The organism is Candidimonas nitroreducens, from assembly GCF_002209565.1.
Lineage (GTDB): Bacteria > Pseudomonadota > Gammaproteobacteria > Burkholderiales > Burkholderiaceae_B > Candidimonas > Candidimonas nitroreducens.
The window spans coordinates 457,067-474,345 of the sequence record NZ_NJIH01000002.1 but is presented as its reverse complement, the minus strand read 5'-3'; the positions used below and the strand labels follow the sequence as shown (position 1 = coordinate 474,345).

Genomic DNA, 17,279 nt, shown 5'->3' with positions numbered 1-17,279 from the left:
CGGGACTCTAAAGCAGGCGTAGATGAAAAGATTTGGCCTGGGTCAGGGCCTCGTAGCCCAGCGCGGACAGGGACACGCCGTGGCCGCTGTTCTTGACGCCTGTCCAGGCCAGGGCCGGATCCAGGTAATCGCAGCGGTTCATGAAGAAGGTGCCGGCTTCCACCTGTTGGCCAATGCGCAGCGCCGTCTCGGTATCGCGCGTGAAGACTGCGGCGGTCAGGCCGTAGGGGCTGTCGTTCATCAGCTCGACCGCCTGGATGTCGCTGTCGACCGGCATGATGCCGGCCACCGGCCCGAAGCACTCGTCGTTCATGACCGGCATGCCGTGATCCACGTCCACCAGCAGGGCCGGCGCCACATAGGCCGTATCGTCGCGGGCCATGCCGAAGCGCGCCGTGTCGACGAGATCGCGCGCGCCTTTGTTCAGGGCCTCACGCACCATGCCGCGAATCTCGCGCGCGGCAGTGGCGCGCACCACCGGGCCCAGCGTGGTGGCCGGATCCATGGGGTCGCCTAGCACATACTGGTTCACCAGTGCGGCGGCGCGTTCCGTGAATTCCGGGTATATGCGGCGGTCGACGTAGATGCGCTGGATGCCGCAGCACGACTGCCCCGAATTGAAGTAGGCGCCATCGACCACAGTGTCGACAGCCTGCTCCAGGTCGGCGTCGGCGCGCACATAGACTGGATCGTTGCCGCCGAGTTCCAGGCCGCAAGCGATGAACCGGCCCACCGCCGCGGCCTCGACGGCCTTGCCGCCGGGCACCGAACCGGTGAAGGAAACGTAATCCACTTCGGGCGCCTGGATCAGGCGCTGTACCGTGGCGTGCGTGGCATGCACGTACTGGAACACCCCCTCGGGCAAGCCTGCGTCGACGAATGCCCGGTGCATCAGCTCGGCGCACAGCGGCGTCTGATCCGAATGTTTCAGGATCACGGCATTGCCCGCCACCAGCGCGGGCACGATGCTGTTGACGGCGGTCAGCAGCGGGTAGTTCCAGGGCGCGATGGTAAATACCACGCCCACGGGCTCGCGCGCGATGTAGCGCCTGAAGCCTTGCTTGGGCGGCAGATCCAGCGGCGCCAGGGCCTGCGGTGCAATGGCGATCATGTGGCGCGCGCGCTCTTCGAAGCCGGCGACCTCGCCGGGCGTGTAGCGCAGCGGCCGGCCCATCTGCCTGGTGATGGCCTCGGCGATCTGATCCTTGTCGCGTACGAAGCGTTCGACCGCGGCGCCGACGGCGATGCAGCGTTCGGCCAGCGGCACATGTTTCCAGGCGCGCTGGGCATTGCGGGCGCGGGTCAGCGCGGCGGCGATATCGGCCTCGGAGGTATAGGCGCGGCGCAGCAATTCCCGCCCGTCAATGGGGCTGATGGTAATGAGTTCGGAGGACATGGGATTCTCTGTGTAGCCGGGTGGTTCTGGAGCGCCTTCCCGTAAGGGACGGACGGGTCAGATAATCTCGAAGTAGCGCGCCAGTTCCCAGTCCGTGACGTGCTGGCGGAACTGCCGTTCTTCCCATTCGCGGGTGGCGGCGTAGTGTTCGACGAAGTCATCGCCGAACAGCGCCCGCGCGGTCTGCGACTGGCGCAGGCGCTGCGCGGCTTCCCAGAGCGTGGCGGGCAGCCTCTGGTGCGCGGGGAAAGTCTGGGTATAGGCGTTGCCCGTGACCATCGGGTCGGGGTCGAGCCCCTGTTCTATGCCCGCCAGGCCCGAGCCCAGGGCGGCCGCCAGCGCCAGATAGGGGTTGGCGTCGGCCGATCCGATGCGCACCTCGATGCGCTGCGATTTTTCCGAGCCAGGTATGACACGCAGCGCCGTGGTGCGGTTCTCTACGCCCCAGGTGGCGTCCAGCGGCGCCCAGTAGCCTGGCACCAGGCGCGAGTAGCTGTTGATGGTCTGGGCATACATGGCCATGAATTCCGGCAGGTAGCGCTGTACCCCGGCGAGGAATTGGCGCTGGATGCGGCTCATGCCGCGCTCGCCCTGCGGGTCATGGAACACATTACGCCCACTAGCCGTGTCGCGCAGTGACAGGTGGATGTGGCCGCTCTGGCCCGAGTGTTCGGCCGACCATTTGGCCATGAAGGTGGCCATCAGGCCGTTGCGCTCGGCCAGCGCCTTGCAGAAGGTCTTGAACAGAAAACCCTTGTCGGCGGCGTTGGCGACGCCGTCGACTTCCAGTGCGGCTTCCAGTACGCCCGGCCCGGTCTCGGTGTGCAGGCCTTCGATGGGCATGTCCATGTGCTCGGTAAGCTCGACCAGCTGGGTATAGAAATCAGAGTTGACGGTGCTGCGCAGCACCGAGTAGCCGAAATTGCCGGGTGTCCAGGTTTCCAGGTTGCGGTAGTTCTTCTCGCGCACCGACTTGGGCGTTTCGTTGAACATGAAGAACTCGTATTCCAGCGCGCCGTCGGCGGCAAAGCCCATGTCGCGCGCCTTGGCGATCAGGCGATGCAGCAGGCGACGCGGGCAGATGGCGGCCGCCTTGCCGTCGAGTTCGGCGATGAAGAACAGCATGTCCTCGCCGTTGGCGCCGCGTTCCAGCGGCAGGCGGCGGCAGGTAGCTGGGTCTATGCGTACCTGCGCATCGGGGTAGGCCGTGTGCCAGCCGGTGAACTGCACGTTGTCGTACATGGCATCGTTCGAGTCCCAGCCCATGACCACGTCGCAAAAGCCCAGGCCCGACTTCAGTGCCGACAGGAACTTGTCCTTGCGCATGTACTTGCCGCGCATGACGCCATCGATATCGGACAGGCCGATCTTGAAATGCGACAGGCCGCTGGCCTGCACGAGATTGATGGCGTCTTCGGTACTGCGGATGGCACGCTCTTGCATGTGTAGTCCCCTGATCCTGGCGATGAGGTGTGCGGGTGCAGTTAGCGATCTTTTCCTGTGCGGGACGGGGTGGCTATGCGGCGATGCGCTCGAGTGCCTGCGCATGCAGTGTGCGGTTGGCCGCGGCCAGCACCTGGCCGCCGGACCCCATGTGCAGCGGGCGGCCCTGCCAGTCGGTGATCACACCCCCGGCGGCATCGATGACCGGGGCCAGCGCCAGGTAGTCATAGGGCTGCAGCCCGGCCTCCATGACCAGGTCGATGTGCCCGGCGGCCAGCAGTCCGTAGCTGTAGCAGTCGCCGCCGTAGCGGCGCAGGTACACGGATCCCGACAGGGTTTCGAAAGCGCGGAACTCTTCGGCATTGAAGATCTCGGGCGCGGTCGCGTAAAGGATGGCCTGGTCGAGTTTTGCCGTATCGCGAGTGTGGCAGGGCTGCCCGCAGAAAGTGGCTTCGCGGCCCTGCATGCCGATCCAGCGTTCGCCGGTGGCGGGGATGTCGATCATGCCGAAGACCGGGCTGCCGTAATGCAATAGCGCCAGCAGCGAGCCCCACAAAGGGTTGCCCGAAATGAAGCTGCGCGTGCCGTCGATGGGGTCTATGGACCAGACGAATTCGGCGTCGGTGTGGTCGAGCCCGAATTCTTCGCCCAGAATGCCGTGCTTGGGGTAGCGCTGGCCTATGGCCTTGCGCAAGGCTTGTTCGACTTCGCGGTCGGCAATGGTGACGGGGCTTTCGTCGGCCTTGGTGTCTATGGCCAGCGGGTGGCGGAACCATTTCAGGGCGATCTTGCGCACCTCGGTGGCGAGCTCTTCGGCATAGCGGCCTATGTCGGCCAGTTGCGCGGAATCGATGGAGGGCTGGTTCATACGGGCTTCTTGCAGATGTGTCGAGTAGAGAGAGCCCAGATTTTTGCAGCTCCGGCTCCCCGCGGCAATCGCGCTCCCGGCGCTGCCATGGCGCTCAGTCTATACACACTTGCAAAAATATGCAAATATCCACAAAATAACAAAATCCACCCAATTGCCGGAGGCTGAGGCCTTCCGGTTTTTTTCGGAAAAAGCAGAAGAAATGAAGATTGGACACCTGCTGGCCCTGGCCACTGCCTTGGTAATGCATCTGAACGAGGCGGGCTTCGTATCGCAGGCGGCGGCATTTTCCCCCATTATTATCATGCTGGTGGCGATGGGGGCACTGGTCACCATGAAGATCGTGCTCGCTCGGGTCAAGCCAGGCACTAGTACGGAGGTGCAGTGAATGTGGCTGGAAGCCCGCCATCAAAGAATTCAATCGCTGCTTGACAGGCTGGGGCGCGTTACCACTGACCGCATCGTCGAAGAACTGGGCGTGTCGCGTGAGACGGTGCGCCGCGACCTGGTCGAACTCGAGGCGCGCGGTGTGCTCAAGCGCGTGCATGGCGGCGCGATACGTATTTCGTCCGAGCCGCCCATCGGCCAGCGCTTGGCTACGCGTGTCAAGTACAAGCAGGCCATTGCGCGCGCCGTGGCTCAGCGCGTCGAACGCGACATGACGCTGTTCATCGATGCGGGCAGCACTACCACGTTGGTGGCCCAGGAGCTGGCCAAGTTGTCCAATCTGGCTGTCATTACCAATTCCCTGGATGCGGCGCTCTGCTTCAACGCGCAGGGCGAGGGGGCGGCGCACGGCAATCGTGTCACCCTGCTGGGCGGCGAACTCAGTCCGCACCTGGCCGCCACTTGCGGTGCCGCCACCGTGGCCGAGATCGGTCGCTATAGCGTCGATCTGGCGCTGCTGTCGCCGGTGGCTGTGGACGCCGCCTACGGCGCCACCAGTTTCGAGCACGACGAAGCGGTAATCGCGCAGGCCATGGTCGAAAGCGCTGCCGCCACATGGATACTGGCCGACTACAGCAAAATAGGCCGGCGCAGCCGCATCAGCTATTGCCCGGCCCAGCGCATGGGCTTGCTGATCACTAATACGCGCGCGCGCGAACAGGAAGGCTATGCGGATCTGTCCGGGCTGGTGCCCGAGATGCTACTGGTGTAAGCCGCCTACGCGCTAGAGCATGTTTGGCTCAGGCCTTTACACCCGTCGAGGCGTGGGCTCGGACAAGTATCGCGGCAAATCCGTAAACATTTTGAGCCGAAAATGCGCTAGCGTAGGGTAATGAGCCCACCTGTCGCGAGAACCATAGCCTCGCTGGGGGTGGGGCCTGTCTACCGGGCGCTCGCGCGCAGGGCCTCAGGCCATCGCAGTCAGCTGCTGCACGGCCGGCCAGATTTCCGCCGGGCTGTGGGCGATGGCGTCGGCGTTCCAGTCGTCGGTGGCGGAGCCCTGGCCGCAGTAGCCGTAGGCCGCCACGATGGTGCGCATGCCGGCGGCGCGGCCGGCGATGATGTCGCGCTGGTCGTCGCCTACGTAAACGCACCGCGCGGGGTCGACGCCGGCGCTGCGCGCCGCGTGCAGCAAGGGCTCGGGATGCGGTTTGGTATGTGCTGTGGTGTCGCCGCCCACGGTAACGGCGGAATCGCGATCCAGGCCCAGGTGCCGCACCAGCGGCAGGGCCAGGTATTCCACCTTATTGGTGACGATGCCCCAGGCGTAGCCGTGGTTTTTCAAAGTGTCGAGCAAGGCAGTGACGCCGGGAAACAGCTCGGTGCGCGAGGTCATGTCCTGTTCGTAGTCGTCCAGGAATTGCTGGCGCCAGCGCGCGTACTCGGGATGATCGGGATCCATGCCGAGGCCGGCCTTGATCAGGCCGCGCGCGCCTTGCGAGGCCATGGGGCGCAGCGCCTCGTAGGGCAGGGGCGCAAGGCCCTGCCGGACACGCAGCTTGTTGGCGGCGGCGGCCAGGTCGGGCGCGGTGTCGGCCAGGGTGCCGTCGAAATCGAACAGTATGAGTTTTTTCATGAAATTTCAGGAGGTACGGCTGGCCGCCAGCATCCTTTTGATGCGAATCAGGCAAAAAGGGTACTAGGCTACGCGCCGCGTGGCCAGCAGATAATTGACCGAAGTGTCGCTGCCCAGGCTGTAGTGCTCGGTGACGGGGTTGTAGCGCATGCCCGTCATGCGCAACACGTCCAGCCCCGCATGGCGGGCGCAGCTGGCCAGCTCGCTGGGCTTGATGAAGTTTTCGTAGCTGTGGGTGCCGCGCGGCAGCAGGCGCAGCACGTATTCGGCCGCCAGTATAGCCTGTACGAAAGACTTGAAGTTGCGGTTCAAGGTAGAGAAGAACACCCAGGCGCCCGGCTTGGCCAGCTGTGCGCAGGCCGCCACCACCGAGGCGGGCTCGGGCACATGCTCGAGCATTTCCATGCAGGTGACGATGTCGTAGGCGCCTGGCTCTTCGGCCGCCAGCTGCTCGGCGCTGATTGCGCGGTAGGTGGCGGTGACGCCGGATTCCAGCCCGTGCAGGCGCGCCACCTGCAGTGATTTCTCGGCCAGGTCTATGCCGGTGACCACGGCCCCGTCGGCGGCCATGCTCTCGGCCAATATGCCGCCGCCACAGCCTACGTCCAGCACGTGCTTGCCGGCCAGCGGGCCGGCCAGGCCGCGCACCCAGTCCAGGCGCAGCGGGTTGATGGCGTGCAGGGGCTTGAATTCACTGTTGGGATCCCACCAGCGTGCCGCCAGCGCGCTGAACTTGTCGATCTCGGCCTGGTCGACGTTGGCGGCCCCCTGGGGCCTGGAGGGGGGCGCGGAGCCGGCGGAGGCTGCACCGGAGGTGGATGTCGCAGTGGTCATGATGAAATACTCGCAGGCACTGTAACCGATGCAGCAGGAAATATGCGGGAACGGTGAACAGTACTATTGTTGCAATGCCTACGCTGCCTGGCTGTGAGCCCCGCGGCCCGCCGGCCAAAAAACGAAGGCCCCGCGAACGGGGCCTTCATTGTAACGGCTATTGAAACGGCCGTAATTACTTGCGGGTGCCGACGATTTCGACTTCCACGCGACGGTTCTTCGCACGGCCGGCAGCGGTCTTGTTGCTGGCGACGAAGTTCGTCTTGCCCTTGCCTTCGGCGTAGATGTGGTTGGGATCCACACCACGGCTGACCAAGTAAGACTTGACAGCGTCAGCACGGCGCTGCGACAGCTTCAGGTTGTAGGCAACGCTACCGATGGAATCGGTGTAGCCGGTGGCGATGAGGGTTTCGAGGTTGATGGACTTGACCTGGTCGGCGACTTGGTCAAGCATCTGACGGCCGGCCGGCTTCAGGGTAGCCTTGTCGAAGTCGAAGAAGGCGTCGGCGTTCAAAACCACCTTGGTTGCGGTCGGGGCGGCAACGGGAGCCTGGGCAACCGGCACGCCGTCGCAGCCGGCGATACCCGTGGCGGGCGTCCAGAAGTTGTCGCGCCAGCAGAGTTCGCGGGTACCGTTTTTCCAGACGTCGCCGAACGGATTACGCCAGTTGTCTACGGTTTGAGCGGATACAGCACCAGAGACCGTGACTGTGGCAAGGGCAAACGCTAGTGCGAATTTGGAGGGTTTGTTCATATTTCTCCTCGTTGAGCTTAATGCTGGTAAGTGACCGCAGCGAACCCCCGCCGCATATCAGGAAAACGTAGCCAGTATAGCAACGCCGTGAAGTCAATCAAATAATCGCGCTGGGTTTCATGCGTGTTGAGGGAATCTTAAGGCATTTCCATGTGCTTAGTTAAGCGGGTTTTACGCTGGATGCATAGATATTCGGATTTCTACGTCTGTCGGCCGGTTATTGTTGGTTTTTGACAACAAGGCTCACGGCTTTAAAGTGGTTTCTGAAGTCGTAGAGGGAACAGGCTCGGCGCGGCGCGTGGGCAATGCCCTGCGGCATCCCGCCCAGGCCGGCCGAAATGGTTCTTGTGCAGTGCGTCTTAGGGAATACCGTGGGCCAGCGGGCAAGTCTTACGGAATACCTAGGGTCAGCAGGTAAGTCAGCAGGTAATTAAGTTAAGTAAGACCCGCCCCGTAAAGCGTAAGGCCCGCCCTAAGTCAGACCCGCCCGTAAGACCCGTCCGTGTAAGACCCGCCCGTAAGGCCCGTCCGCTCTACGGGGTAAGTAGCGGTGCCGCTTTGGGTGTGGGCGGGCCCTGGCTCGATCGGAAAAGGGGGGCGGCGGCGGGCGCGGCGCCCCGGAACCGGAGTGGCGGCCCCAGTCGGTGCCCGGGGGGCGGGATGCTAGAATTTCCTATTCGCCCGACCCCGGTTTTTTACCGAAACACCGTTACAACGTTTGGATGCCTATGGATTCCTTCGCCAAGGAGACTCTTCCGATTTCTCTGGAAGAGGAGATGCGCCGCAGCTACCTCGACTACGCGATGAGCGTCATCGTCGGCCGGGCGCTGCCGGACGTGCGCGATGGCCTGAAACCCGTGCACCGGCGCGTGCTGTACGCCATGCACGAGCTGAACAATGACTGGAACCGGGCCTACAAGAAATCCGCGCGTATCGTCGGCGATGTCATCGGTAAATACCACCCCCACGGCGACTCGGCGGTGTACGACACCATCGTGCGCATGGCCCAGGACTTTTCCCTGCGCTACATGCTGGTCGACGGCCAGGGCAATTTCGGCTCCGTAGACGGCGACAACCCGGCTGCCATGCGGTATACCGAGATCCGCCTGTCCAAGATCGCCCACGAACTGCTGGCCGACATCGACCAGGAAACCGTGGATTTCGGCCCCAATTACGATGGCAGCGAACAAGAGCCGCTGCTGCTGCCGTCGCGCCTGCCCAATCTGCTGGTCAACGGCAGCTCGGGTATCGCCGTGGGCATGGCCACCAATATTCCGCCGCACAACCTGGCCGAGGTGATCGACGGCTGCCTGTACTGCCTGCGCCACCCGCAGTGCACGGTCGACGAGCTGATCGAGCTGATCCCGGCGCCCGACTTTCCCACCGGCGGCATCATCTACGGCATGTCGGGGGTGCGCGAGGGCTATCGCACCGGCCGCGGCCGCGTGGTCATGCGCGCCAAGGCGCACTTCGAAGACATGGACAAGGGGCATCGCCAGGCCATCGTGGTCGATGCCATACCCTACCAGGTCAACAAGAAGTCGCTGCAGGAACGCATCGCCGAGCTGGTCAACGAAAAGAAAATCGAGGGCATATCCGACATCCGCGACGAGTCCGACAAGGACGGCATGCGCCTGGTCATAGAGCTCAAGCGCGGCGAAGTGCCCGAGGTGGTGCTGAACAATCTGTACAAGAACACCCAGCTGCAAGATACCTTCGGCATGAACATGGTGGCACTGGTCGACGGCCAGCCGCGCCTGCTGAATCTGAAGCAGATGGTGGAATATTTTCTGGCGCACCGGCGCGAAGTGGTTACGCGCCGCACCATATTCCAGCTGCGCAAGGCGCGCGAGCGCGGCCACGTGCTGGAAGGCCTGGCGGTGGCCCTGGCCAATATCGACGATTTCATCGCCATCATCAAGGCGGCGCCCACGCCGCCGGTGGCGCGCCAGGAATTGATGGCGCGCAGCTGGGATTCTTCCCTGGTGCGCGAGATGCTGGCCCGCGCCGACGACGGCACGACGCCGGGCGGGCGCGCCTCCTATCGCCCCGACGGGCTGGATCCGAGCTACGGCCTGCAGGACGACGGCCTGTACCGCCTGAGCGACGTACAGGCGCAGGAAATCCTGAACATGCGGCTGCAGCGCCTGACCGGCCTGGAGCAGGACAAGATCGTCGGCGAGTACAAGGACGTGATGGCGGCGATCGCCGACCTGCTGGATATCCTGGCGCGGCCCGAACGCATCACCACCATCATCGGCGACGAGCTGCTGGCCATCAAGGCCGAATTCTCCACCAGCGCCAAGGACACGCGCCGCTCCGAGATCGAGCACAACGCCACCGAACTGGACACCGAAGACCTGATCACCCCCATGGACATGGTGGTGACGCTGTCGCAGACCGGCTACATCAAGAGCCAGCCGCTGTCGGAATACCGGGCGCAGAAGCGCGGCGGCCGCGGCAAGCAGGCCACGGCCATGAAGGAAAACGACTTCGTCGACCAGCTGTTCATCGCCAATACCCACGACTACTTGCTGTGCTTCTCGGATCGCGGCCGGGTGTATTGGCTGAAGGTCTGGGAAGTGCCCCAGGGCACCCGCAATTCGCGCGGCCGGCCCATCGTCAATATGTTCCCGCTGGCCGACGGCGAGAAGATCACCGTAGTGCTGTCGGTCAAGGAATTCAGCGACGACCACTACGTGTTCATGGCCACCTCGCGCGGCACGGTCAAGAAGACGCCGCTGTCCGACTTTTCCAACCCGCGCAAGGCCGGCATTATCGCGGTGGCGCTGGATGACGGCGACTTCCTCATCGGCGCCGATCTTACCGACGGCGAGCACGACGTGATGCTGTTTTCCGACGCCGGCAAGGCGGTGCGTTTCGACGAGAACGACGTGCGCCCCATGGGCCGCACTGCGCGCGGCGTGCGCGGCATGACGCTGGAAGACGGCCAGTCGGTGATCGCGCTGCTGGTGGCCGGCGACGAAACCCATAGTGTGCTCACGGCCACCGAGAACGGCTTCGGCAAGCGCACTTCCATCGTCGAATACACGCGCCACGGGCGCGGCACCAAGGGTATGATCGCCATCCAGACCAGCGCGCGCAACGGCAAGGTGGTGGGCGCCGTGCTGGTGCGCCCGGATGATGAAATCATGCTGATCACCACCGGCGGCGTGCTGGTGCGCACCCGTGTGTCCGAGATCCGCGAGATGGGCCGCGCCACGCAGGGCGTGACCCTGATCAACGTCGACGAAGACAGCACGCTGTCGGGCGTGCGGCGCGTGGTCGAGAGCGATGCCGACGAAGACGAATCCGATGAACAGGCGCAGACGGACGCCAGCCAGGCCGGCGGCGATGCCGGTGCAGAACCGACCGAGGAGCCCTCATGACGCGGCCCTGGAATTTCTCGGCGGGGCCTTCGGCCCTGCCTCTTGAAGTGCTTGAACAGGCCGCGGCCGAAATGACCGACTGGCATGGCTGCGGCATGTCCGTGATGGAAATGAGCCATCGTGGCAAGCAGTTCATGCAGATACGCGACGAGGCCGAGGCCGACCTGCGCGAGCTGCTGGGCGTGCCCGACGACTACGAAGTCATGTTCATGCAGGGCGGGGCCACCGCCGAGAACGCCATCGTGCCCATGAACCTGCTGGGCCGGGCCGGCAGCGGCCGCGCCGACTATGTGCTGGCGGGCATCTGGTCGAACAAATCGCATAAAGAAGCACAGCGCTACGGCGACATCGCCGTGGCGGCTTCCAGCGGCGAGGCCGCGCAGATCGACGGGCGCCAGCAGCAGGCCTGGACCTGGTTTCCCGAGCCGCAGACCTGGCGCGTGCGCGCCGATGCGGCTTATGTGCACGTATGCAGCAACGAGACCATAGGCGGCGTCGAATTCGCCGACTGGCCCGACATGGCCGCGCTGGGCGCCGCCGACGTGCCGCTGGTGGTGGACGCGTCTTCGCACTTCCTGTCGCGGCCCATCGACTTTTCCAAGGCCGCGCTGGTGTATGCCGGGGCGCAAAAGAACGCCGGCCCGGCCGGCGTGACGGTAGTCATCGCGCGCCGCGACATGATCGGCCACGCGCTGCCGATGTGCCCCTCGGCCTTCGACTACACCAATGTGGCCAAGAACCAGTCCATGTTCAACACGCCGCCCACCTATGCCATCTATATCGCCGGGCTAGTGTTCAAGTGGATCAAGCGCCAGGGCGGGGTGCAGGCGCTGGAACGCGCCAATATCGCCAAGGCTGCGGAACTGTATGCCAGCCTTGACGGTTCGCAGTTCTACCGCGCGCTGGTGCATCCGCGCTGGCGTTCGCGCATGAACGCGCCGTTCTTCCTCGCCGACGAATCGCTCAATGCCGACTTTCTGGCTGAATCGCAGGCCGCCGGCCTGCTGCAGCTCAAGGGGCACAAGAGCGTGGGCGGAATGCGTGCCTCTATATACAATGCCATGCCCCTGGAAGGGGTGCGGGCCCTCATCAATTTCATGCAGGACTTCGAACGGCGCCATGGATGATTCCCTCACCGAACGCTTGCGGCCGCTGCGCGAGCGCATCGACTCGCTGGATGAACAGATACTCGAGCTGCTGAACCAGCGCGCCCGGGCCGCGCAGGAAGTCGGCGTAGTCAAGCACGATTTCGACGCCGACGGCCCGGTCTTCAAACCCGAGCGCGAGGCCATGGTGGTGCGCCGCCTGCAGGAAGCAAACCCCGGCCCCTTCACCGACCAGGCCGTGGACGCCGTCTGGACGCAGATCATCTCGGCCTGCCGCGGGCTGGAAAGCGCGCTGACGGTGGCCTACCTGGGGCCGCAGGGCTCGTTTTCCGAACAGGCCGCCTACGAGCACTTCGGGCGCATCATCACCCCGCTGCGCTGCAATAGCTTCGACGAGGTGTTCCGCGCCATCGAGGCCGGGCAGGCCGATGCCGGCATGGTGCCGGTCGAGAATTCCACCGAAGGCGCCGTCAACCGCACCCTGGATCTGCTGCTGAATTCGCCCCTGAAGGTGCTGGGCGAGCGTTCCATCAAGATTCACCATTGCCTCATGACGCGCACCGGCACGCTGGAAGGCGTGCGGCGCGTCATGGCGCACCCGCAAGCGCTGGCGCAGTGCCAGGCCTGGCTGACGCAGCATTGCCCGGGGCTGGCGCGCGACGCGGCCTCCAGCAATGCCGAGGCGGCGCGGGTTGCTGCCGGCGATTCCACCGTGGCGGCCATCGCCGGCACCACGGCGGCCACCGCCTGGAACCTGGGCGTTGTCGCCTCGGGCATCCAGGACGACCCGCAGAACCGCACCCGCTTCCTGGCCGTGGGCGCCATGGACACTCTGCCCAGCGGCCACGACAAGACCAGCGTGATTCTGGCGGTGCCCAACCGCGCCGGCGCGGTCTACGAGATGCTGGCGCCGCTGGCCGAGCATCGCGTGTCCATGACGCGGCTGGAATCCAGGCCGGCGCGCACCGGCCAGTGGGAATACTATTTCTATGTCGACCTGCTGGGCCATCGCGACGATCCGCCGGTGGCGCAGGCCCTGGCCGCATTGAAGAAACAAGTTGCCTTTTTCAAGGTGCTGGGCTCCTATCCGGCCCAATAAGGACACGCACGCAATGAACGCCAACGACGCCCAAAACCTGGGGCGGGATGCACAGGTGCCTTCGTACATTCTGGACATCGCGCCTTATCAGGCCGGCAAGCCCATCGAAGAACTGGCCCGCGAGTTCGGGCTCGACCCCGCCGGCATCGTCAAGCTGGCCTCCAACGAGAACCCACTGGGCCTGCCGCCGTCGGCGCAGCGGGCCATGATAGAGGCGGCCGGTACGCTGGCCCGCTACCCGGATCCCAATGGCTTCGACCTGAAGGCCGCGCTGGCCGAGCACTATCAGGTGCCGGCGTCCTGGCTGACCCTGGGCAACGGCTCGAACGACCTGCTGGAACTTGCCTCGCTCGCCTTTCTGGCGCCGGGTTCGTCCTGCGTCTATGCGCAGCATGCCTTTACGGTTTACCGCCTGGCCACCCAGGCGCGCGGCGCGCGCCACCTCATGGTGCCGGCCCTGGACTACGGCCACGATCTCGATGCCATGCTGGCAGCCATCGATGCCGATACCCGCCTGCTGTTCGTGGCCAACCCGAACAACCCCACCGGCACCTTCCTGCCGTCCGCCAGGGTAGAGGCCTTCCTGGCAGCAGTGCACGCGGCCCATGGCGAGCGCGTCACCGTAGTGCTGGACGAGGCCTACAACGAATATCTGGATCCCGAGCTGCGTTTCGACAGTTCCGCCTGGGTGCGGCGCTTTCCCAACCTGATCGTGGTGCGCACCTTTTCCAAGGCCTACGGCCTGGCCGGGCTGCGCGTGGGCTTCGCGATGGCGCAGCCGCGCCTGACCGATCTGCTGAACCGCGTGCGCCAGCCCTTCAACGTCAATACCCTGGCGCAGGCGGCGGCCATCGCCGCGCTGCACGACCAGGAATTCCTGCAGCGCGCCTACGAGACCAACAAGGCGGGCAAGCGGCAGCTGGCCGAAGCCTTCGACAAGCTCGGACTGCAGTATGTGCCCAGCTACGGCAACTTCGTGCTGGTGCGCGTGGGCGATGCGGCGCGCATCAACCTGGAACTGCTCAAGCGCGGCGTCATCGTGCGCCCGGTGGCCGGCGACGGCCTGCCCGAATGGCTGCGCGTGTCGATCGGCCTGCCGCAAGAGAACGCCCGCTTCATCGAGGCGCTTGCCGCGGTGCTCTCGGGCCAATGAGCAGCGCGGCCGAGGCTCCCGGGCCGGCCCGGGTAGAGGTGCTTGCGGTCGTCGGGGTGGGGCTCATCGGCGGCTCGTTCGCCGCGGCGCTGCGCGCCGCGGGCAAGGTCGGGCGCGTGCTCGGGGTGGGGCGCCATGCCCACACACTGCGGCAGGCGCGCCGCCTCGGGCTCATCGACGAGGCCGTCGATCTGCGCCAGGCGGCTGCGAGCGCCGACCTGATCATGCTGGCCACCCCGGTGGGCGCGATGGGCCGCATATTGTCTGAACTGAAGCCCCATCTGCGTGCGGAAACATTGCTCACCGACGTCGGCAGCACCAAGGCCGACGTGGCGCGCACGGCGTGTGCCGTCCTGGGCGAAGGCGCCGCGCAGTTCGTGCCGGGCCATCCCATCGCCGGGGCCGAGCGCACCGGCCCGGAAGCCGCCGACGCGGCCCTGTACCGCGGCCGCAATGTGGTGCTTACGCCTTTGGCGGAAAATTCCCTGGATGCGCGCCTGCGGCTGACCGGCTTGTGGGAAAGCTGCGGCGCCCGCGTCCTGACCATGGAGCCCGAGGCGCACGACGTGGTGCTGGCCTCGGTCAGCCACGTGCCGCATTTCCTGGCCTCGGTCTATATGGAGCAGGTGGCTGCGGCGCGCGATTCCGATGTGCGCATGAGCCTGGCCGGCACCGGCTTTCGCGACTTCACGCGCATCGCGGCGGGCTCGGCCGAAATGTGGCGCGATATTTTCCTGGCCAACCGCAGCGCCGTATTGTCCGAGCTGGCTGAAATCCGGCAGGCCCTGGCACAGGCCGAGCAGGCCCTGGAACGCGAGGACGGCCAGAGTTTGTACGACTGGCTCGAGCGCGCCGCGCTGGCGCGCCGGCTGTGGGGCAGCCGGAGCGGACTGTCATGATGCCGTTGCAAAAGACGCCGTGCGGCCGCACGCAGGGCGCACGCCTTTCCCTGGGAATAATGTCGCGTGGCGACAGGAGAGTAGTGCAATGACCACGGCCGAGAGCCTGACCCTGGCGCCGGCGCGCCGTGCCGCGGGTGCAGTCGTGCTGCCCGGTTCCAAGAGCATTTCCAACCGCGCGCTGCTGCTGGCCGCGCTGGCGCAGGGCCGCACGCGGCTGCAGGGGCTGCTCGATTCCGACGACACGCGCGTCATGCTGGCCGCCTTGCGCCAGCTTGGCGTGGCGGTGCGCAGCATCGGCCCCACCGAGGTCGAGATCGAGGGTGTATGCCCCTTTCCGGCGCGCCAGGCCGAGCTGTTCCTGGGCAATGCGGGTACCGCGTTTCGGCCGATGACCGCGGCGCTGGCCGTGATGGGCGGCGACTACCGGCTCTCCGGCGTGCCGCGCATGCATGAACGGCCCATCGGCGACCTGGTCGACGGGCTGCGCGCCCTGGGGGCCGACATCCGCTATACCGGCAACGAAGGCTATCCGCCGCTGGCCATAGGCCGCGGCAGCCTGCGGGTGGACGGGCCGGTGCGGGTCAAGGGTTCGGTGTCCAGCCAGTTCCTGACGGCGCTGCTGATGGCCGCGCCCATGCTGGCAAGCCAAGCGGGCGTGGATCTCGTCATAGAGGTCGAGGGCGAACTGATTTCCAAGCCCTATATCCTGATCACGCTGAACCTGATGGCGCGCTTCGGCGTCGAGGTGCGGCGCGAAGGCTGGAACCGCTACGTCGTACCCGCCGGCGCGGCTTATCGCTCTCCCGGCACGCTGCCGATCGAAGGCGACGCTTCTTCGGCCTCTTATTTCATGGCGCTGGGAGCGATCGCGGGCGGCCCGGTGCGCATCCGCGGCGTGGGCGCCGCCAGCATCCAGGGCGATATTGCGTTTGCCGATACGCTGCAAGCCATGGGCGCGCGCATCCGCCGCGATGCCGATTCCATCGAGGCCGAAGGCGTCTGCGTGGCCGAGGGCGGCCGGCTGCGGGCCTTCGACCTGGACTTCAACCTGATACCCGATGCGGCCATGACCGCCGCGGCGCTGGCGCTGTATGCCGACGGCCCCTGCACCCTGCGCAACATAGGTAGCTGGCGCGTCAAGGAAACCGACCGCATCCATGCCATGCATACCGAGCTGGCCAAGCTCGGCGCGCAAGTGGAGTCGGGGCCGGACTGGCTGCGCGTGCACCCGGTGCAGCCGGGGCAGTGGCGCCCGGCCTCCATCGCTACCTACGACGATCATCGCATGGCCATGTGCTTTTCGCTGGCGGCGTTCGGGCCGGTGCCGGTCACCATCTTGGATCCGGGCTGTGTCAGCAAGACATTTCCCGATTACTTCACGGTATTCCAGGGCCTGCTGCGGGATTAGCGCCAGGGGTTGTTCGCGCTAGAAGCGGCGGCTCTGTTAGGGTGAGCAGGCTCTGGTTTCGCCTGGGCGGAATTGAAGTGAACGATGTTTAGAACGATGTTTACTGAGTTCCTGGTACTCGCCTGATGCGGCGTCGGCCGCCTCGCGAAGAAATGTCAATACTTGGGCCGGACACGCGGCAAACGACTGATACGACCGATATGAGCGCAATTCCTATGATCACGATCGATGGGCCCACGGCCTCGGGCAAGGGCACGATCGCCCACCGGGTGGCCCAGGCCCTGGGCTGGGCGGTATTGGACAGCGGCGCGCTGTACCGGCTGGCGGCGCTGGCGGTGATCGACGGCGGCATCGATCCGGGCGACCAGGCCGCGGTGGCCAGGGCCGCGCAAGGCCTGGACGTGCGCTTCGACGCAGACCGCATCTGGATGGGCGGCGCCGACGTGGCGGCGCGCATCCGCGAAGAAAGAGTGGGCAATCTGGCCTCGAAGATCGCGGCCTATCCGGCGCTGCGCCAGGCCTTGCTCGAGCGCCAGCGGGCCTTCCGCCGGCCCCCCGGGCTGGTGGCCGACGGGCGCGACATGGGAACCGTGGTATTCGCCGATGCGCCCCTGAAGATTTTTCTCGTCGCGGACGTCGAGGCACGAGCGCAGAGGCGCTGTAAGCAGTTGAAGGAAAAGGGGTTTTCTGCTAATCTAGCGGATCTGTTGCAAGACATGCGAGAGCGCGATGCGCGCGATCGCAACCGGGCCCACGCGCCGCTGGTCGCGGCGCCGGACGCCCGGACGATCGATTCATCGAACCTATCCGTCGAAGCAACAGTCAAGCAGGTGCTCGACCTCTGGTCGAGCCTGGGTACCCGAACCTGAAGGCGCTCGCGGCGCCGGCTGGGCCGGGGTTTTGT

General features: G+C 65.4%; 15 protein-coding genes. 9 read left to right on the top strand and 6 right to left on the bottom strand.

The genetic code is table 11. From position 1 onward, the window contains the following. Positions 1-7 precede the first annotated feature (7 nt). The 3 genes from CEY11_RS03590 to hisN form a co-directional block, all read right to left on the bottom strand. Positions 8-1,396 carry an aldehyde dehydrogenase family protein gene (locus CEY11_RS03590; protein ID WP_088601971.1) on the bottom strand — a complete coding sequence of 463 codons (1,389 nt, stop codon included), beginning with the start codon at positions 1,394-1,396 and terminating at the stop codon, positions 8-10. 57 nt (positions 1,397-1,453) lie between these two features. Continuing rightward, positions 1,454-2,839, bottom strand: a complete 1,386-nt coding sequence (locus CEY11_RS03585; RefSeq protein ID WP_088601970.1) for a glutamine synthetase family protein — start codon at positions 2,837-2,839, stop codon at positions 1,454-1,456. Positions 2,840-2,912: 73 nt separating this feature from the next. Next, entirely contained in the window at positions 2,913-3,707 is a 795-nt protein-coding gene (gene hisN, locus CEY11_RS03580; RefSeq protein ID WP_088601969.1) for a histidinol-phosphatase, read from the bottom strand. A gap of 202 nt (positions 3,708-3,909) precedes the next feature. Here hisN and CEY11_RS03575 point away from each other — a divergent pair, with 202 nt between their 5' ends. Together CEY11_RS03575 and CEY11_RS03570 are read left to right on the top strand one after the other, a co-directional pair. Continuing rightward, on the top strand, positions 3,910-4,095 hold the full coding sequence (locus tag CEY11_RS03575; protein WP_088601968.1) for a hypothetical protein: 186 nt from the start codon (positions 3,910-3,912) through the stop codon (positions 4,093-4,095). Continuing rightward, on the top strand, positions 4,096-4,866 hold the full coding sequence (locus CEY11_RS03570) for a DeoR/GlpR family DNA-binding transcription regulator (protein WP_088601967.1): 771 nt from the start codon (positions 4,096-4,098) through the stop codon (positions 4,864-4,866). Between the two features lie 195 nt (positions 4,867-5,061). Here the strand turns inward: CEY11_RS03570 and gph are convergent, their stop codons facing one another. From gph to ompA, 3 genes are all read right to left on the bottom strand, one after another. Further along, complete coding sequence (gene gph / locus CEY11_RS03565) at positions 5,062-5,730, bottom strand: phosphoglycolate phosphatase (protein ID WP_088601966.1); 669 nt, start codon at positions 5,728-5,730, stop codon at positions 5,062-5,064. 63 nt (positions 5,731-5,793) lie between these two features. Beyond that, the gene (gene ubiG, locus CEY11_RS03560) at positions 5,794-6,564 is read right to left on the bottom strand and encodes a bifunctional 2-polyprenyl-6-hydroxyphenol methylase/3-demethylubiquinol 3-O-methyltransferase UbiG (RefSeq protein WP_088601965.1); all 771 of its coding nucleotides are present in this window, start codon (positions 6,562-6,564) and stop codon (positions 5,794-5,796) included. 175 nt (positions 6,565-6,739) lie between these two features. After that, the gene (gene ompA / locus CEY11_RS03555) at positions 6,740-7,318 is read right to left on the bottom strand and encodes an outer membrane protein OmpA (protein WP_088601964.1); all 579 of its coding nucleotides are present in this window, start codon (positions 7,316-7,318) and stop codon (positions 6,740-6,742) included. A 728-nt stretch (positions 7,319-8,046) separates the two neighbouring features. On the opposite strand from ompA, the gene gyrA reads away from it, so the two are divergent. The 7 genes from gyrA (at position 8,047) to cmk (ending at position 17,244) form a co-directional block, all read left to right on the top strand. Continuing rightward, positions 8,047-10,707, top strand: coding sequence for a DNA gyrase subunit A (gene gyrA, locus CEY11_RS03550; RefSeq protein WP_088601963.1), 2,661 nt, complete (start codon positions 8,047-8,049; stop codon positions 10,705-10,707). Further along, a complete protein-coding gene (gene serC, locus CEY11_RS03545) occupies positions 10,704-11,834 on the top strand; it encodes a 3-phosphoserine/phosphohydroxythreonine transaminase (RefSeq protein ID WP_088601962.1) in 1,131 nt (376 codons plus the stop codon). The genes gyrA and serC overlap by 4 nt, the downstream gene beginning before the upstream one ends. After that, entirely contained in the window at positions 11,827-12,912 is a 1,086-nt protein-coding gene (pheA, locus tag CEY11_RS03540) for a prephenate dehydratase (protein ID WP_088601961.1), read from the top strand. Before serC ends, pheA begins: the two co-directional genes overlap by 8 nt. A gap of 13 nt (positions 12,913-12,925) precedes the next feature. Next, entirely contained in the window at positions 12,926-14,065 is a 1,140-nt protein-coding gene (hisC, locus tag CEY11_RS03535) for a histidinol-phosphate transaminase (protein ID WP_088601960.1), read from the top strand. After that, positions 14,062-14,964: a prephenate dehydrogenase gene (locus tag CEY11_RS03530; RefSeq protein WP_088601959.1), complete on the top strand. Its 903-nt coding sequence runs from the start codon at positions 14,062-14,064 to the stop codon at positions 14,962-14,964. Before hisC ends, CEY11_RS03530 begins: the two co-directional genes overlap by 4 nt. Before the next feature lie 88 nt (positions 14,965-15,052). Then, positions 15,053-16,375, top strand: coding sequence for a 3-phosphoshikimate 1-carboxyvinyltransferase (aroA, locus tag CEY11_RS03525; RefSeq protein WP_088601958.1), 1,323 nt, complete (start codon positions 15,053-15,055; stop codon positions 16,373-16,375). Positions 16,376-16,590: 215 nt separating this feature from the next. Continuing rightward, positions 16,591-17,244, top strand: coding sequence for a (d)CMP kinase (cmk, locus tag CEY11_RS03520; protein ID WP_269845247.1), 654 nt, complete (start codon positions 16,591-16,593; stop codon positions 17,242-17,244). The last annotated feature ends 35 nt before the right edge of the window (positions 17,245-17,279 follow it).

What these genes read in the sequence shown, in the direction of transcription:
- pheA (WP_088601961.1), top strand. Translation starts at nt 11,827, where the DNA reads ATGGATGATTCCCTCACCGAACGCTTGCGGCCGCTGCGCGAGCGCATC.
- serC (WP_088601962.1), top strand. Translation starts at nt 10,704, where the DNA reads ATGACGCGGCCCTGGAATTTCTCGGCGGGGCCTTCGGCCCTGCCTCTT.
- CEY11_RS03585 (WP_088601970.1), bottom strand. Translation starts at nt 2,839, where the DNA reads ATGCAAGAGCGTGCCATCCGCAGTACCGAAGACGCCATCAATCTCGTG.
- CEY11_RS03575 (WP_088601968.1), top strand. Translation starts at nt 3,910, where the DNA reads ATGAAGATTGGACACCTGCTGGCCCTGGCCACTGCCTTGGTAATGCAT.
- ubiG (WP_088601965.1), bottom strand. Translation starts at nt 6,564, where the DNA reads ATGACCACTGCGACATCCACCTCCGGTGCAGCCTCCGCCGGCTCCGCG.
- gph (WP_088601966.1), bottom strand. Translation starts at nt 5,730, where the DNA reads ATGAAAAAACTCATACTGTTCGATTTCGACGGCACCCTGGCCGACACC.
- ompA (WP_088601964.1), bottom strand. Translation starts at nt 7,318, where the DNA reads ATGAACAAACCCTCCAAATTCGCACTAGCGTTTGCCCTTGCCACAGTC.
- CEY11_RS03530 (WP_088601959.1), top strand. Translation starts at nt 14,062, where the DNA reads ATGAGCAGCGCGGCCGAGGCTCCCGGGCCGGCCCGGGTAGAGGTGCTT.
- CEY11_RS03590 (WP_088601971.1), bottom strand. Translation starts at nt 1,396, where the DNA reads ATGTCCTCCGAACTCATTACCATCAGCCCCATTGACGGGCGGGAATTG.
- hisC (WP_088601960.1), top strand. Translation starts at nt 12,926, where the DNA reads ATGAACGCCAACGACGCCCAAAACCTGGGGCGGGATGCACAGGTGCCT.
- gyrA (WP_088601963.1), top strand. Translation starts at nt 8,047, where the DNA reads ATGGATTCCTTCGCCAAGGAGACTCTTCCGATTTCTCTGGAAGAGGAG.
- cmk (WP_269845247.1), top strand. Translation starts at nt 16,591, where the DNA reads ATGATCACGATCGATGGGCCCACGGCCTCGGGCAAGGGCACGATCGCC.
- CEY11_RS03570 (WP_088601967.1), top strand. Translation starts at nt 4,096, where the DNA reads ATGTGGCTGGAAGCCCGCCATCAAAGAATTCAATCGCTGCTTGACAGG.
- hisN (WP_088601969.1), bottom strand. Translation starts at nt 3,707, where the DNA reads ATGAACCAGCCCTCCATCGATTCCGCGCAACTGGCCGACATAGGCCGC.
- aroA (WP_088601958.1), top strand. Translation starts at nt 15,053, where the DNA reads ATGACCACGGCCGAGAGCCTGACCCTGGCGCCGGCGCGCCGTGCCGCG.